General features: G+C 74.6%; 12 protein-coding genes and 3 pseudogenes. 7 read left to right on the forward strand and 8 right to left on the reverse strand.

The annotated features are described in order from the left end of the window. Positions 1-22 precede the first annotated feature (22 nt). Complete coding sequence (locus tag ACFYO5_RS06605; RefSeq protein WP_388704980.1) at positions 23-1,267, forward strand: trans-sulfuration enzyme family protein; 1,245 nt, start codon at positions 23-25, stop codon at positions 1,265-1,267. 107 nt (positions 1,268-1,374) lie between these two features. On the opposite strand, the gene ACFYO5_RS06610 is transcribed toward ACFYO5_RS06605, so the two are convergent. Together ACFYO5_RS06610 and ACFYO5_RS06615 are read right to left on the reverse strand one after the other, a co-directional pair. Then, a complete protein-coding gene (locus ACFYO5_RS06610) occupies positions 1,375-2,787 on the reverse strand; it encodes a GNAT family N-acetyltransferase (RefSeq protein WP_388704983.1) in 1,413 nt (470 codons plus the stop codon). Positions 2,788-3,127: 340 nt separating this feature from the next. Beyond that, the gene (locus ACFYO5_RS06615) at positions 3,128-4,585 is read right to left on the reverse strand and encodes a PLP-dependent aminotransferase family protein (RefSeq protein WP_388704986.1); all 1,458 of its coding nucleotides are present in this window, start codon (positions 4,583-4,585) and stop codon (positions 3,128-3,130) included. A 47-nt stretch (positions 4,586-4,632) separates the two neighbouring features. Between ACFYO5_RS06615 and ACFYO5_RS06620 the strand changes: the two are divergent. After that, positions 4,633-5,421, forward strand: a pseudogene (locus ACFYO5_RS06620) (EamA family transporter); the annotation flags it as partial. Between the two features lie 96 nt (positions 5,422-5,517). On the opposite strand, the pseudogene ACFYO5_RS06625 reads toward ACFYO5_RS06620, so the two are convergent. Beyond that, a pseudogene (locus ACFYO5_RS06625) lies at positions 5,518-6,170 on the reverse strand (alpha/beta fold hydrolase); the annotation flags it as partial. A 15-nt stretch (positions 6,171-6,185) separates the two neighbouring features. Between ACFYO5_RS06625 and ACFYO5_RS06630 the strand changes: the two are divergent. Together ACFYO5_RS06630 and ACFYO5_RS06635 are read left to right on the forward strand one after the other, a co-directional pair. Then, positions 6,186-6,625 (forward strand): annotated as a pseudogene (locus ACFYO5_RS06630) (RNA polymerase subunit sigma-24); the annotation flags it as partial. Positions 6,626-6,981: 356 nt separating this feature from the next. Next, a complete protein-coding gene (locus ACFYO5_RS06635) occupies positions 6,982-7,743 on the forward strand; it encodes a GntR family transcriptional regulator (RefSeq protein ID WP_356562862.1) in 762 nt (253 codons plus the stop codon). A gap of 120 nt (positions 7,744-7,863) precedes the next feature. On the opposite strand, the gene ACFYO5_RS06640 is transcribed toward ACFYO5_RS06635, so the two are convergent. The 3 genes from ACFYO5_RS06640 to ACFYO5_RS06650 all read right to left on the reverse strand — a co-directional run bounded on the left by ACFYO5_RS06640 (position 7,864) and on the right by ACFYO5_RS06650 (position 10,956). Next, entirely contained in the window at positions 7,864-9,021 is a 1,158-nt protein-coding gene (locus ACFYO5_RS06640; RefSeq protein WP_356562864.1) for an ROK family transcriptional regulator, read from the reverse strand. Positions 9,022-9,109: 88 nt separating this feature from the next. Further along, complete coding sequence (locus ACFYO5_RS06645) at positions 9,110-9,784, reverse strand: response regulator (RefSeq protein WP_388704990.1); 675 nt, start codon at positions 9,782-9,784, stop codon at positions 9,110-9,112. Positions 9,785-9,798: 14 nt separating this feature from the next. Beyond that, positions 9,799-10,956 (reverse strand): sensor histidine kinase, encoded by a 1,158-nt coding sequence (locus ACFYO5_RS06650; protein ID WP_388704993.1) that lies wholly within the window; start codon positions 10,954-10,956, stop codon positions 9,799-9,801. A gap of 108 nt (positions 10,957-11,064) precedes the next feature. Here ACFYO5_RS06650 and ACFYO5_RS06655 point away from each other — a divergent pair, with 108 nt between their 5' ends. The 3 genes from ACFYO5_RS06655 to ACFYO5_RS06665 are packed head-to-tail and all read left to right on the forward strand — an operon-like array spanning position 11,065 to position 13,209. Continuing rightward, entirely contained in the window at positions 11,065-11,991 is a 927-nt protein-coding gene (locus ACFYO5_RS06655) for an ABC transporter ATP-binding protein (RefSeq protein WP_388704995.1), read from the forward strand. Beyond that, positions 11,988-12,710 (forward strand): ABC transporter permease, encoded by a 723-nt coding sequence (locus ACFYO5_RS06660; protein WP_388704998.1) that lies wholly within the window; start codon positions 11,988-11,990, stop codon positions 12,708-12,710. The genes ACFYO5_RS06655 and ACFYO5_RS06660 overlap by 4 nt, the downstream gene beginning before the upstream one ends. Before the next feature lie 58 nt (positions 12,711-12,768). After that, positions 12,769-13,209 (forward strand): hypothetical protein, encoded by a 441-nt coding sequence (locus ACFYO5_RS06665; protein WP_388705001.1) that lies wholly within the window; start codon positions 12,769-12,771, stop codon positions 13,207-13,209. A gap of 55 nt (positions 13,210-13,264) precedes the next feature. Here the strand turns inward: ACFYO5_RS06665 and mug are convergent, their stop codons facing one another. Next, positions 13,265-13,810 (reverse strand): G/U mismatch-specific DNA glycosylase, encoded by a 546-nt coding sequence (mug, locus tag ACFYO5_RS06670; RefSeq protein WP_388707095.1) that lies wholly within the window; start codon positions 13,808-13,810, stop codon positions 13,265-13,267. After that, on the reverse strand, positions 13,807-15,249 hold the full coding sequence (purB, locus tag ACFYO5_RS06675) for an adenylosuccinate lyase (protein WP_356562875.1): 1,443 nt from the start codon (positions 15,247-15,249) through the stop codon (positions 13,807-13,809). Before purB ends, mug begins: the two co-directional genes overlap by 4 nt. Positions 15,250-15,266: the final 17 nt, after the last annotated feature.

Below are 15,266 nucleotides of genomic sequence, written 5' to 3' on the forward strand. Positions count from 1 at the left end.
CCCGTTGTTCACCCTGCCGTGCATGGACTCAGCCTCAGCGAGCACACCCGCGTACCCGGACCCGGCGGGCACACCCGCGTACCCGGACCCCGCGGGCACGCACGCGTACGACGACGTACGCACGTCCGGAGCGCCCCGCGCACTGGCCACCGAGGCCGTGCACGCCGGGCGGGACGACCTGGCGCGGCAGGGCCTGCACGCCCCGCCGATCGACCTGTCCACCACCTACCCCTCCTACGACAGCCGCGCGGAGGCCGCCCGCGTCGACGCGTTCGCGGCGACCGGCGCCGACCCGGCGGGCCCGCCGGTCTACGGCCGGCTCGGCAATCCGACCGTCGCCCGCTTCGAGACCGCGCTGGCCCGGCTGGAGGGCACCGAGAGCGCGGTCGCGTTCGCCAGCGGCATGGCCGCGCTGAGCGCGGTGCTGCTGGCCCGCACCTCGGTGGGTCTGCGGCACGTGGTCGCGGTCCGTCCGCTGTACGGGTGCAGCGACCACCTGCTGACCGCCGGGCTGCTCGGCACGGAGGTCACCTGGACGGACCCGGCCGGGATCGCGGACGCGCTGCGCCCGGACACCGGCCTCGTCATGGTCGAGTCGCCCGCCAATCCGACCCTCGCCGAGGTGGATCTGCGGGCGGTGGCGCACTCCTGCGGCTCGGTGCCGCTGCTCGCCGACAACACCTTCGCCACGCCGGTGCTGCAACGCCCCGCCGAGCAGGGCGCCCGGCTGGTGCTGCACAGCGCCACGAAGTACCTCGGCGGTCACGGGGACGTTCTGGGCGGCGTGGTGGCCTGCGACGAGGAGTTCGCCGGTCGGCTGCGGCAGATACGTTTCGCCACGGGCGGGGTGCTGCACCCGCTGGCCGGCTACCTGCTGCTGAGGGGCCTGTCGACACTTCCGGTCCGGGTCCGCGCGGCCTCCGCGACGGCCGCCGAACTGGTCCGCCGGCTGGCCGCCGACCCGCGCGTGGCCCGCGTGCGCCATCCGCGGATCGGCGGTGCGATGATCGCCTTCGAGGTGCACGGCGACCCGCACGAGGTGATCGCGGGCGTGCGCCTGATCACCCCGGCCGTGAGTCTCGGCAGCGTCGACACGCTCATCCAGCACCCGGCCTCCATCAGCCACCGCGTCGTCGACGCGGAGGACCGCAGGGCCGCCGGGGTGAGCGACAAGCTGCTGCGGATGTCGGTGGGCCTGGAGGACGTCGACGACCTGTGGGCGGATCTGGACGGCGCGCTGAACGGGGCCGCTGTCCGGGTCGGTTGACGCCGGCCGCCCGATGACGTCCCGACGGGCCCGGCGACACCCGGGTCGCCGGGCCCGCCCCGGCGGCTCTCGGTCTGGCCCCCGAGAGCCCGCGCGGGGCGTCCGGCTCAGTCGCGGACGATCCGCTCCCCGTGCCGCCCGTACGCCTGCCGGGTGCCGGCGGCGGCCGCGTCCAGGCGGGCGGTGATGACGAGCGTGCCCTCCTCGATCTGGTAGTCGAGCGGCAGGTCGAGGCCGCGCATGGCGGCGACCATGCCGGTGTTGGAGGCCTGCGTCACCGCGTAGACGCTCTCGCAGCCCGCCTCGACGGCCATCGCGACCAGCCGCCCGAGCAGTTCCGCCCCGATGCCGCGCCGCTGCCAGTCGTCCTCGACGAGCAGCGCGACCTCCGTCTCGTCGCCGTCCCACAGCAGATGGCCGAGGCCGACGATGCGCCCCGACGGGGTCTGCACGGCGAGGGTGCGGCCGAAGCGCGGGCTCAGCAGGTGGTTCAGATAGCGGTCGGCGTCACCGACCGGCCCGTGATAGCGCATGCCGAGGGTGCGCGGCGAGCAGCGCTCGTGCATCTCCTTCGCCGCCCCCAGATCACCGGGGTCGGCCCGGCGCACGGTGATGGCGTTGCCCTCGGGCAGCGTCAGGACGTCCTGGCCCGGCGGGACGCGCGGTCCCAGCCGGGCGTCCAGTTCCACCAGGGCCCGCGCCCGCGCGAACTCGGTGGGGGTGAACGGCAGATACGGCCGCTCGACGGTGATCACTCCGCCTTCCGGTGCCCGCAGGCGCATCACGGTGTCCTCCAGGACCCCTTCCACCGGCACGCCCTCCGGCCCGCGTGCCCCGCCGCGTACCGCGGCGGGCAGCGAGCGGATCGTGCAGCGGCCGAGCAACTGGCGCAGCGCCAGCGGTAGTTCGGCGGCGTCCAGGGCGGTCCGGGTGGCCAGGCCCAGGACCCGGGTCGGGGCGTCGACCAGGTCATGGGCGTCGGCGCGCTCGATCCAGGTGCCGGAGCCGCCCGCCAGCGCCACGGCCCGGCCGATCCCGCCCGCCGCGAGCGAACCGGGCGCCCGCAGCAGGAACTCGTCCACGGTGTCCTCGCCCAGCGGGTGCGTCTGGAGGCTCAGGATGTCGACGCGGTGCTCCGCCAGCGCCGTGCACAGCGCGGCCAGCGATCCCGGCGCGTCCTTCACCGTCGTCCGCATCCGCCACAGGGTGCTCTCCCCGGCCACGCCGTCGGGCAGTTCGGACGGCCCGGCCTGCACCTCGGAGGAGGGCGGCCGGGCATCGGTATCGCCGCTGGGCGGCGCGTGGCCGTGGCGGCGTGACCACCAGAGGTGGAAGGCGGCCGTGGCGACCAGGGCGGCGGCGGAGATGACCAGGAGCCGTGGGCCGTGCGGGCCGTGGCCCACGAGGTTGGCGACCGCGTCGGCCACCGCGACCGCCGTGAACAGGGCGGCCAGCTCCACGACGTCCCGCCGCCAGTGGTGCACCGGGCGGCCGTGCTTCGCCCGCGTCACATCAGACATGGATCGAGTCATGCAGCCACTGTGAAGGAACGGTGTTGCGTGATCGCGAACGGTGTGTGACTGATGGGTAAAGGATACATTTGCCCTTTTTATTGATTCTTCTACGTTCCACGGGGCGCTGGCCCGCGGGAACGCTCCGCGCACCGGGAGATGACGCCGGTGCGCGGAGCGCCTTCCAGCGTAAAGGAGTTGAGGGAACCACCGGCCGACCGGCCCACGGACCGAGGGTGCCGTCCAGTGTGTCCGCCGGGAGGGCGCCCGCGTCGAGCGGCCCGGACACGAACTCCCGGAACGGCGCGAGGGAGTGAACAACTGGTCGGCACCTCGAAGGCGCCCGCCGTCACCTCGCCCCCGCCATCAGACGTACGCCCTCACGGATCCTCGCCGGTGACAGATGCGCGTACCCGAGGACCAGCCGCACCTCGGACCCGGGGACGGTGCTCGCGTGGGCGTACCACGACAGAGGGCGTACGGCCACGCCCACCGCCTCCGCCCGCTCGACGAACTCCGCTTCGGGGCCGTAGCGGCCGGGCAGCGCCGCGATGACGTGGAGGCCGGCGGCGATACCGGTCACGCGGGTGCCGGGGAAGTGCTCCGCGAGCGCCGTCACGAGGGCGTCCCGCCGGTCGCGGTAGGCGCGCTGGCAGCGGCGCAGCTGACGGTCGTAGTCGCCGCGCTCCAGGAAGCGGGCGAACAGCGCCTGGTCCAGCGCCGGATGGCCCAGGTCCAGGGTCCGCTTGCGTTCGACGACCTCGTCGGCCAGCGCCTCGGGCACCAGCAGCCAGCCCAGCCGCAGCCCGGGCGCGAGGGACTTGCTGACCGAGCCCGTGTACGCCACCCGCTCCGGGTCCAGGCCCTGCAACGCGCCCACGGGAGCCCGGTCGTAGCGGAAGTCGCCGTCGTAGTCGTCCTCCAGTACGAAGCCGTCCACGGACCGCGCCCAGTCGAGCAGCCGGGTCCGGCGCCGCGCCGAGTAGGCGATCCCCGTCGGGAACTGGTGGGCCGGTGTCGTCACCACGGACCGTACGCCCGACGCCTCCAGAGGCCCGAGGGCGAGCCCCTCGTCGTCGAGGGGGACGGGTACGGCGGTGACGCCCGCCGCCGCGTACAGGGCGCTGTGCTGCGGACTGCCGGGGTCCTCCACCCCGACGGCGTCGATCCCGCGCGCGTGGAGCACCAGCCCCAGCAGGGCCGTCGCCTGCGCCACGCCGGAGACGACCACGAGCCGCTCGGGATCGGCGACCACACCGCGCCGCCGGGCGAGCAGTCCGGCCAGCGCGGTGCGCAGCCGGGGCAGGCCGCGCGGGTCGGGATAGCCCAACTCGTGATGGGGCAGTCCGGCCAGCACCCCCCGTTGCGCGGCGGCCCACGCGGCCCGCGGGAAGAGCGACAGGTCCGGCGTTCCCGCCACGAAGTCGGCCCGTGTGCCGGGGGAGCGCGGCGCGAGGTCACGCGCGCGGGGCGGCGCCGCGCGCGCGGCACCGCCCACCCAGGTCCCGGCGCCGCGTCCGCTGCGCAGATATCCCTCGGCCGTGAGCTGCTCGTACGCCTCGGTGATCAGCCCGCGCGACACCCCCAGATCGGCCGCCAGGTCCCGGCTCGACGGCAGCCGGGTGCCCTGCGCGAGCCGCCCCGAGCGGACCGCCTCCCGCAGGGCCGCCTGGAGGGTGCGGCCACGCGCGCGTGGCGGAGCGGAGACGGCGGGCAGCAGCACCTCCCAGGCGGCGGAGGCGGCATCCCCGCCCGGATCGGCCGACGGCGGATCGGTGCCCGGCGGATTGGTCCCCGATGAGGTCATGGAAGTGGACCTTAAACCGGACCGCCACGCTTCCTAGCGTCACCCTCATGAACGTCACCACCCAGCGCGGCTCCCTGCTCGCCGCGCTCGCCTGTGTCCTCGTCGGAGCGTCCTTCACCGCCAACAGCGTCCTCGGCGCCTACCCGTACGCGGGCGGCCAGGCCCTGCGTTACGGCCTCGCGTGCCTGCTCCTCGTGCCCCTCGCCGGTGCGGGCTCCCTGACCCGCCTGCGGGCGCTCACCACCCGCCAGTGGGCCCGCCTCGCCCTGCTCGCGGCGGTCGGCATGGTCGGGTTCAACCTGGCGGTCCTGGCCGCCGAACGCTCGGCCGAACCGGCTGTCCCCGGCGTGCTGGTGGGCTGCGCGCCCGTCGTCGTCGCGGTCCTCGTCCCGCTCCTGGAGGGACGCCGTCCACGCCGCACGGTCCTGCACGGCGCGTCCCTGGTCGCCGTCGGCGCGCTCACCGTGCAGGGCTGGGGCCGCACGGACGGCGCGGGCCTCGCCTACTCGGTGTGCGCGCTGGGCGGCGAGGTCGGATTCGCGGTGCTGGCCGTGCCCGTGCTGCGGCCCCTGGGCCCGCGGCTGCTGTCGGCCGCGGTGTGCGGACTGGCCGCCGTCGAGTCCGCCGCCGTGGGACTGATCGTCGACGGCGGCGGATGGCTGCGGCGGCCGGACGCCGGGGAGACGGCCGCGCTGCTGTGGCAGGCGGTCGTCGTCACCGTCGTCGGCTTCGTCTGCTGGTACATGGGGATGCAGCGGATCGGCGCGGAGCGGGCGACGCTGTTCTCCGGCCTCATCCCCGTCGCCGCCGCGTGCACCGCGCCGCTCGTCGGGACGGGTTCCTACGGTCTCGCGCAGGCCGCCGGCAGCGCCCTCGTCGGCGCCGGAGTCGCCCTGGGCTCGGGTGTGCTGAGCCGTCCCCGGCGGGTCTCGGCGGCTCCCGCCGGGCAGTACCCGCGCGACGAGAGCCGGGTCGGCGTCCTTCGGGCAGTGCCCGCAGCCGTTGAGCCGTACCAGAAGGGCCCGGGGGAGGATTCGCTCGGCGCGGACGCCCCGCCGGCGCACCAACAGCATGGAGCGGGTGCCCCAGGCGGCCGTGACCGGGGTGCCGGGGACGTCGTCGGTGAACCGTAGGGCCGCATCGGAGCGCAGGGCCGGGCTGAACCCGGTGGCCCCGGCCGGCGTCGGCGTCCCGGCGACCACGGCCTCGGGTGAACGGCGGGCCGGGCGGGCGCGGACGGTACTGGTCAGGGGCGGTCCGGTCGGCCGCCGACCGTGACAGCGGCCGCACCAGGGACAGCCGCCGCATCGCCAGCAGCCGCTGCATCAGCGTCAGCCGTGCATCGCCAGCAGCCGCTGCATCAGCGTCAGCCGTGCATCGCCAGCAGCCGCTGCATCAGCGTCGGCCGTTGCAGCAGCGCCATCCCCCGCACCAGCGCCATCCCCCGCACCAGCGGCAGCGGCATCCGCCGTGAGATCCGCCGGGTCGCCGGCAGCACGCCGAAGGCGTGGCGCCGCTCGGCCTCCGACCGGAACCCGGCCGGGAACAGGGTGGTGACGCACCGTACGCGCCTCTCCCGGCCGAGTTCCGGTGCCGGCGCATCGCGGCGTTCCTCGGCCGCTCCGAGTCCGCGGCGCGCCGGCACGCCGGCCGCGCCCGCCGGCACGTCGACGAACGGCGGCGCCACTACAACGTCGACCCCCTCCAGCGCCGCGCACCGACCGAACGGTTCCTCGCCGCCGCCGTCCAGGGTGATCTGAAGGACTGGGGGAACTGCTCGCGCCGGACGTGCGTCTCGTCGGTGCCGGCGGAGGCAGGACCACGACCCCGCTGCGGGTCCCGGAGAGCGCCGACCATGTCGGCCGTCTCCCCGTCGGCGTGACCGCAAGGGCGTTCCCGGCCTGTCTGTGCGCCTGCTCGAACTCGGCGGCGGTCCCGCAACGCTCGTCCTGTCGGGCGGCAGACGCGGACGGCGTCCTCCAGATCGGTGTCGCCGACGGCCGTCTTCAGGCTGTGCCCGTCGACCACGACCCCGACGAGCCGCGCACGCCGACCGAGTGGCCCCCTCCCGGACCCGGCCCCCTCCCGGACCCGGCCCCCTCCCGGACCCGGCCCCCTCCCGGACCCGGCCCCCTCGCGGATCCGGACCCGGCCTCCGCCCCCGACCCGCCCTCCGTCCGCCATGCGACGGGGGCTTTGCCATGAGGTGACGAGAACGGTCGGGTGCGAACGCCCCGTGAACCCTTCTCCGTCCGGCATCCGGCGGCTTCGCCGAGGTTCGAGGATTGGTCTTGACCAAGGGTGGGGGCCGTCCTATGGTCGCAGATAAGTACAACAACCTTTAATAAACAAGGGCTCGAAAACACCGCCGTACCACGGCGATTGCGGAGGACAGGGTGGGGACCACGCAACTGGAATCGGTACCGGAACCGAAGTACTGGCATCTGAGGACCGTGCTCAGCGAGGCACTGGACTCGGAGTTCACCGTGGGCGAGATCCTGCCCAACGAGCGGGACCTGGCCGCGCGCTTCGGCGTCGCCCGCGCCACCCTCCGGCAGGCCCTGGAACAGCTTGAACTGGAGGGCAGGCTCCAGCGGCGCCGCGGCGTCGGCACGACCGTCGCGCCGCCGCGGGTGGGCGTCGACGTCGGCACGGAGCAGCAGGCGTGGCCCGGTGCGACCGACGAGGCCTGGCAGCCCGTCGACGGCACGGTCGCGGCCCCGCCGCCGGCCGTCGCCGACGCGCTGGGCACCGACCGCGACGAGGCCGTGCACATCGTGCGCCGCTCGCGGGTCTCCCACGGTCAGCCCGTCGCCGCGGAGCTGCTCTACGTCCCGCGGTCGTCGGTGCCCGACCTGACCGCGATCGACACCCCGTCCGGTGCCGCACGCGCGCGTGCCGTGCTGCGCGAACTGCAGCGCCTGGCGCTGGAGGGCGAGGACCGCGCGGTGGAACTGGGCTCGGCCCGCGCCGACGACGCGAAGGAACTCGACCGGCTCCCCGGCGCGCCCGTCCTCGTCGTCACCACCCGCTTCTTCGCCGAGGGCCGCACCGCGGCACTCTCGCTGGCCACGTACCGGGCGGACACCTGCCGCCTCACCTTCGGCGCGTCGGGCAACGTCGAGATCCACCACGGCCCGGAACGCCGGGCGTCCTGACCGCCGGGTGACCGCACGGCAGGCCCCCTGAACGGCCTGCACGCGGCCCACCCGGCCGACGGACCGTGCGCCCCGGGAAGAACTCGGGGCGCACCGCTTTCCGACTCCACGGAACGCGGCTCACGCCCGCCCGGTCACCGTGCCCTCCACGGCGAAGAGCTGCTCCTCGACGTGGTCGAGGGCCAGCCGCAGAGCCCCGGTCGCCACCGCCGCCTCCCCGAGCAGGGACAGGGCCACCTTCGGTGGACGCAGGCAGTAGCGCGCCAACTCCCTCCGCAGCGGCTCCAGCACGCCGTCCAGTCCGGCCGCCCAGCCACCCACCACGACCAGCTCCGGATCGAGGGCCAGCACCAGCGCGGCCACGTCGTGGACGAGCCGCTGGAGGAAGCGGTCGACGGCGGCCCGCGCCCGCCGATCGCCCTTGCGGGCCTGCGTGAACACCTCGGCGACCGCCTGCTCGTCCAGTGGATGCAGTGGCTCGTCCGTCGTGGACAGCAGCGTCTCGGGAGTCACCCCGCGCCCCAGCAGGTGCAGCGCGCCGATCTCCCCGGCCGCCCCGCCGTACCCGCGGTGCAGCCTCCCGCCGATCAGCGAACCCGCGCCCGGACTCAGCCCGGCCAGCACGAACACGATGTCGTCGGACTCGGTGGCGGAACCCTTCCAGTGCTCGGCCACGGCCGCGGCGTTGGCGTCGTTCTCCACCAGCACCGGGCACTTGAACGAACGGCTGAGCCGCTCACCCAGCCGCAGCCCGGTCCACTCGGGCAGCGCCGTGCCCAGCCGTACCGTCCCGTCCGCCTCCACGATGCCGGGCGTCCCCACCCCGACCGCCCGCAGGGAGCTGCGCGGGATCCCCGCCCGCCGCAGCAGCTCGGCGACAGCGGTCCGCAGCCGTTCGAGCCGCTCGTCGGCGGGCGCCGTCTCGTCGACGTCCTTCGCCTGCGCGCCCAGCACCCGCCCGTCCAGGTCGGCCAGCAGCGCGGCCACCCGGTGCGCCCCGATCTCCAGACCCAGGAGATGACCGGCCTCGGCGCGGAACCGGAAGCGGCGCGCCGGACGCCCCTGCCGCCGGGCGGCCCCCTCCTCGGCGGCCTTCTCGACGACGAGACCGGCCGCGATCAGGTCCTCGACGACCCCCTCGACGGTAGGCCGGGACAGCCCCGTCACCCGCGTGATCTCCGTGAGCGTCGCGCAGTCGGCGGCACGCAACGCGTGCAGCACCACCGCGGAATTGATCCTTCGCAACAGCGAGGGATCCCCGCCGGTCAGCCGCCCCAACGTCCGTCCTCCCAGCTCGTGCGCGTGTTGGGCGGATCGTACTCGGCGCGGGGCACCCCGGCGAGTGCGGACGGCGCCCCGGGCGATCTCACCCGCGGGTCCGGCCCGCAGCGACGAACCCCGACTCGTACGCCGTGATCACCGCCTGGGTGCGGTCGCGGGCCCCCAGCTTGGCCAGCACCCCGCTGACGTGCGACTTGACGGTCTCCGCGCCCACGACGAGCCGCGCGGCGATCTCCGCGTTGGACAGCCCACGGGTCATCAGCCGCAGCACCTCGGCCTCCCGCTCGGTCAGCCGCGCCCGCTCCAGCAGATCCCGGGCCGCCCGGTTCCCCGGCCGCTCGCCGTACGAGGCGGCCAGTCGCCGTACCGACGCGGGGAACAGCAACGACTCGCCCTCCGCGACCAGCCGCACCGCGTGCACGATCTCGGCGGGCCGGGCCCGCTTCAACAAGAACCCGTCCGCCCCCGCGCGCAGCGCCTCGTACACGTACTCGTCGTTCTCGAAGGTCGTCACCACGAGGATCCTCGGGGGCCGCTCGACCGTACGCAGCACCGCGCGCGTGGCCTCGATCCCGTCCATCAATGGCATCCGTACGTCCATGGCGACCACGTCGGGCCGCAGCCGCCGCACCAGCGGGATCACCGCCGCCCCGTCCGCCGCCTCCCCGACGACCTCGATGTCGGGCTGGGCCTCCAGCACCGCCCGCAGTCCGGCACGGACCAGGGGTTCGTCGTCGACGAGGAGCACGGTGACCGGCATCCGGTCAGCGTAGATCAGCGCAGCGGCAGCTCCGCACGCACCTGCCAGTCGCCCTCGTGCGGTCCGGTCGACGCCCGCCCGCCGAGCAGCGCGGCCCGCTCGTGGATGCCCCGCAGTCCGCCGCCGCGCACCGGGGCGCCGGGTGTCCGGGCGGCCAGCGCATTGCGGACCTCCAGATCGAGCAGGCCGGCGGCGACCCCGACCCTGACCCGCACCGGCACGGACCCCGCATGCCGCAGCGCGTTGGTCAGCGCCTCCTGGAGGATGCGATAGCCCTCGCGGGACACCGGGCCCGGCACGGTCTCCAGCGGCCCGGTCAGCTCGGCGTCCACCTTCACGCCCGACGCCCGCGCCGACTCCAGCAGCCGGCCGGCCTCGGCCAGCGTCGGGCGGGCGCTCACCGGCCGCTCCGCCTCGCGCAGCACCCCGAGGACCCGCTCCAGGTCCTCCAGCGCGGCCCGGCCCGTCTCCTCGATCGCGGCGAGCGCCCGGTCGGTGAACGCCGGGTCGTCCGCCGCCCGCGCCGCGCCCGCCTGCACCACGGCCACCGTCAGCGCGTGCCCGATCGAGTCGTGCAGTTCGTGGGCGATGCGGTTGCGCTCCAGGAGCTGCTCGGTGCGCTCCTCCAGGGCCGCGAGCCGCTCGCCCGCGGACGGGCCGAGGAGCCGCCGCGCGAGCGAGGCGGCCGCCGCACCGAGCCCGACGACGAGCCCGTACCAGACGAGGAGCGGCAGCGGCACCAGAAAGGCGTACCACCGGTGGGGGGTCGCGTCGGCGAGGACCGGGACGGGGTCGGACACGCCCCCGAGCGCGGTCCCGGCCAGTTGGTACGCGAGGATCGGCAGCCAGACACAGGCGAGGCTGGTGACCACGCCGAGGGCCAGCCGCGCCTCCAGCCACAGCACCGTGCGCAGCCGGTCGCGCCAGGCCGTCGCCGGAGCCACGGAGAACGCCGGGTCACCCACGCCCGGTGTCAGCAGCAGTCGCGCCTGCACCCCCTCGCCCCTCCGCACCGCGGGGATCAGCCCGACGGGGATCAGCACCACCGCGGGGACCCAGGGCCGCGACGGGTCGATGAACATCCAGACGCTCACGACCAGCATCGGCACCCACAGGTGCACCAGTCGTGTGTACGTCGTCCCCCGCAGCAGCGGGCGCAGGAAGCGGCCCATGCGGACATCGTGACAGGCGCCACCGACAGCGGGCCTCCCCCGGGCGGGGGAGACGGACCCCACCCGCGGGGGAGGCCCGGCATCGGGTCCGCGGGCCAGGGTGGAGCCATGACCAGCATCGACGTCCGCGACCTCACCAAGGAGTTCGGCCCCCGGCGGGCCGTGGACCGGCTCACCTTCTCCGTCCTGCCCGGCCGCGTCACCGGTTTCCTCGGCCCCAACGGCGCGGGCAAGTCCACCACCCTGCGTCTCGTCCTGGGCCTGTGCCGGCCCACCTCGGGAACCGCCACGATCGGCGGCCGCCCCTACGCGACGCTGCCCGAACCCCTGCGCCACGTCGGCGCGTTGCTCGACGCGCAGGCCCCGCACGGCTCCCGCACCGGCCGCGACCATCTGCGCGCCCTCGCCGCGACCAACCGCGTCCCCGTCCGCCGGGTCGACGAGGTGCTGGAGGAGACCGGGCTCGCGCCCGCCGCGCGCCGCCGGGTGAAGACGTACTCCCTCGGCATGCGGCAACGGCTGGGCATCGCCGCCGCCCTGCTCGGTGACCCGGAGGTGGTGCTCCTCGACGAGCCGTCCAACGGCCTCGACCCCGAAGGCATCGTCTGGATCCGCGGGCTGCTGCGCCGGCTCGCCGGCGAGGGACGCACCGTCCTGGTCAGCAGCCACCTGATGAACGAGACGGCCTCCTTCGCCGACCATCTCGTCGTCCTCGGCCGGGGCCGCCTGCTGGCCGACACCCCCATGCGGGACTTCATCGACGCGCGTGTGCGACCCCGCGTGAGGGTCCGCACCTCCGACCCCGCCGCGTTGGGGAAGGCCCTCGCCCGGCACGGTCACGTGGGGATCGCCCACGACGAGGGGCACTGGACGGTGGACCACGCGCGCGTGGACGACATCGGCCGCCTCGCGTCCGAGGCGAACGTCCCGCTGCTCGAACTGACCGCCGAGGAAGGCACCCTGGAACAGGCGTACCTCGACCTCACAGCCACCGAGGCCGAGTTCGCGGCCGCTCCCCGGGAGGTCCGACCATGAAGTTCACGCCCGCACTCCACGCCGAGTGGATCAAGATCCGTACGCTGCGGTCGCAGGTGGCCACCCTGTGCGCGGTCCTCCTCGCCACCGTCGCCCTCTCCCTGCTCGCCGCTGCCGACGCCGACGCTGCCGACGCCGACGCGCTGTTCACCGCCTTCTTCGGCGTCGGCTTCGGACAGATCGCGGCGGTCGCCTTCGGGACGACGGCGGTGGCGGCCGAGTTCCAGGGCGGCGCGCTGGGCGTGTCCCTGACCGCGGTCCCGCGCCGCGGCCGCTGGTTCGCCGCCAAGGCCACCGCGATCGCCCTGCCCGTCCTGGCCGTCGGCCTGGCCACCGGCCTGCTGAGCTGGGCCGTGGGCCGTGCGGTGCTCGGCGGGCGGGCCACGACGTTCGGCACGGCCGAAGGGCTGCGCGCGGCCGTCGGCTGCGGGCTCTACCTCACGCTGATGGCCCTGCTCGCGGCCGGCCTGACGGCCGTTCTGCGCAGCGGGGTGGCCGCGCTGGGCATCCTCATCCCGTTCCTGCTCATCGTGTCGTTCGTGGTCGGTGACATGTCCGGCTCCGTCGCCGACTTCCTCCCCGACCGAGCCGGCCAAGTCGCCCTCCACGGCAGCTGGGAGGGCAGCCTGGGACCGTGGACCGGCCTGACCGTGACCGCCCTGTGGACGGCGGCGGCCCTCGCGGCGGGCGCGTGGCGGGTGCGCCGCCGGGACGCCTGAGCCGGCCGCCTCCCTGACGGGGCGCCAATTGTCAGTGGTCGCGGCTTTACTGGATCACATGGACACGGAGAAGTACCTCGCTCTCGCGGACGTGCTGTCTTCCCGGGAGTTTCCCGCCGAGGACGACGGCTCGGACGCCGGCGAGGGCGGTCCCGGCTTCCTCCTGGCGCCGTTGGCGGTGAGCCACGGCCTGCGGCAGGCCGACCCGGCGCTGCGCGTCGCCCAGGTGGAGCGGTTCCACGACGACAAGGAGGTCCTGGCGGGGAGACTGACCGAGCGATGGGGCGAGCCCTACCGCGTCGGCCTCCAGACGATCCGCCTGCGCACCGCGCACGAGGAGATACCCGAACCCTGGGCCGGGTTCAGCCTCCTCGTGGAGGACGCGTACCTGTGGGAGCTGCCCGGACACGGCCGTTGGGCGGTCCTCGGCGTCGCCGACATGGACAGCGCCGACGAGATACGGCTCCTCCTGCTCGTCACCGAGACCGACCCGCCCTGACCGGCGGTCCGTCCGCGCCGCACAGCCACGAGTCGGTCCGCCGCACAGCCTCGAGTCACTCCTCGGCCGCCACCCGCAGCCGCGCGTACTCCTCCGCCATCGTCGCCGCCGTCCAATGGGCGTTCAGCCCACTGGGGTTCGGCAGCACCCACACCCGCGTGTCCCCGACCGTCCGCTCCTGCGGCCCCACCCGGGCGGCACGGTCGTCGAACGCCACCCGGTACGCGGTCACACCCACCACCGCCAGCCAGCGCGGCCCCAGCCCGGCCACCTTCTCCCGGAGCAGCCGGCCGCCCTCGCGGTACTCCTCCGCCGTCAGCTCGTCGGCCCGCGCAGTCGCCCGCGCCACCACATTGGTGATGCCCAGGCCGTACGACAGCAGCTCCCGCTGCTCGGCCGGTTTCAGCAGCCGGGGAGTGAACCCGGACAGATGCAGCACCGGCCAGAAGCGGTTGCCCGGCCGGGCGAAGTGATGGCCGGTCGCCGCCGTCATCAGGCCGGGGTTGATGCCGCAGAAGAGCACGCGCAGGCCGCCCGCGACGACATCCGGCACGAGTCGGTCGCGGGCGGCCTCCAGCTCCGCCTGGGTGAAGCGGGTCAGAGGATCGCCCCCGGCGTGTAACCGGCGGCCTCCGGCCGCTGCTTCACGATCTCCTCGATCCGGCCCACCACGACGGCCACCTGGTCGGCGGCGGCACCCGTGAAGGACAGCTTGTCGGCCATCAGCACGTCCAGCTGCGCACGGTCCAGCGGGATGCGTTCGTCCGCGGCGAGCTTGTCCAGCAGCTCGTTGCGCTCCGCGCCCCGCTCGCGCATGGCCAGCGCGGAGGCGACGGCGTTCTCCTTGATCGCCTCGTGCGCCAGCTCCCGGCCCACACCCGCACGCACCGCGCCCATCAGCACCTTGGTGGTGGCGAGGAACGGCAGGTAGCGGTCCAGCTCACGGGCGACGACGGCCGGGAAGGCCCCGAACTCGTCGAGCACCGTCAGGAACGTCTCCAGCAGACCGTCCAGCGCGAAGAAGGCGTCCGGCAGCGCGATCCGGCGCACCACCGAGCAGGACACGTCGCCCTCGTTCCACTGGTCGCCCGCCAGCTCGCCGGTCATCGACGCGTAGCCGCGCAGGACGACCATGAGGCCGTTGACGCGCTCGCAGGAACGGGTGTTCATCTTGTGCGGCATCGCGGACGAGCCGACCTGGCCCGGCTTGAAGCCCTCGGTCACCAGCTCGTGTCCGGCCATCAGCCGGATCGTCTTGGCGAGCGAGGACGGTGCCGCCGCCAGCTGCACCAGCGCGGTCACGACCTCGTAGTCCAGCGAACGCGGGTACACCTGGCCGACCGAGGTGAACGCCTGCGAGAAGCCGAGGTGCCCGGCGATCCGCTGCTCCAGCTCCGCCAGCTTTCCCGCGTCCCCGCCGAGCAGGTCGAGCATGTCCTGGGCGGTGCCCACCGGGCCCTTGATGCCGCGCAGCGGGTAGCGGCCGAGCAGTTCCTCGACCCGCCCGTAGGCCACGAGCAGCTCGTCGGCCGCCGTCGCGAAGCGCTTGCCCAGCGTGGTGGCCTGGGCGGCCACGTTGTGCGAGCGGCCGGCCATGACCAGCTCGCCGTACTCGCCCGCCAGCCTGCCCAGCCGCGCCAGCACGGCCACCGTGCGGTCGCGGACCAGCTCCAGCGACAGCCGGATCTGGAGCTGCTCGACGTTCTCCGTGAGGTCGCGGGACGTCATGCCCTTGTGGACCTGCTCGTGCCCGGCGAGGTCGTTGAACTCCTCGATCCGCGCCTTCACGTCGTGCCGCGTGACCTTCTCGCGCTCGGCGATGGAGGCCAGGTCGACCTGGTCGAGGACACGCTCGTAGTCGGCGATCGCCGCGTCCGGCACCTCGATCCCGAGATCCTTCTGGGCCCGCAGCACGGCGAGCCAGAGCTGACGCTCCAGCTTCACCTTCTGCTCGGGCGACCAGAGCGTGGCCAGCTCGGCGGAGGCGTAGCGTCCGGCGAGAACGTTGGGGATGCGGGGCTTGGCGGGAGCGGAAGTCACGTGTACGGATTCTACTG

This window comes from Streptomyces sp. NPDC006259, assembly GCF_042870975.1.
GTDB lineage: Bacteria > Actinomycetota > Actinomycetes > Streptomycetales > Streptomycetaceae > Streptomyces.

What these genes read in the sequence shown, in the direction of transcription:
- ACFYO5_RS06605 (WP_388704980.1), top strand. Translation starts at nt 23, where the DNA reads ATGGACTCAGCCTCAGCGAGCACACCCGCGTACCCGGACCCGGCGGGC.
- ACFYO5_RS06610 (WP_388704983.1), bottom strand. Translation starts at nt 2,787, where the DNA reads ATGTCTGATGTGACGCGGGCGAAGCACGGCCGCCCGGTGCACCACTGG.
- ACFYO5_RS06615 (WP_388704986.1), bottom strand. Translation starts at nt 4,585, where the DNA reads ATGACCTCATCGGGGACCAATCCGCCGGGCACCGATCCGCCGTCGGCC.
- ACFYO5_RS06645 (WP_388704990.1), bottom strand. Translation starts at nt 9,784, where the DNA reads ATGCCGGTCACCGTGCTCCTCGTCGACGACGAACCCCTGGTCCGTGCC.
- ACFYO5_RS06650 (WP_388704993.1), bottom strand. Translation starts at nt 10,956, where the DNA reads ATGGGCCGCTTCCTGCGCCCGCTGCTGCGGGGGACGACGTACACACGA.
- ACFYO5_RS06655 (WP_388704995.1), top strand. Translation starts at nt 11,065, where the DNA reads ATGACCAGCATCGACGTCCGCGACCTCACCAAGGAGTTCGGCCCCCGG.
- ACFYO5_RS06660 (WP_388704998.1), top strand. Translation starts at nt 11,988, where the DNA reads ATGAAGTTCACGCCCGCACTCCACGCCGAGTGGATCAAGATCCGTACG.
- ACFYO5_RS06665 (WP_388705001.1), top strand. Translation starts at nt 12,769, where the DNA reads ATGGACACGGAGAAGTACCTCGCTCTCGCGGACGTGCTGTCTTCCCGG.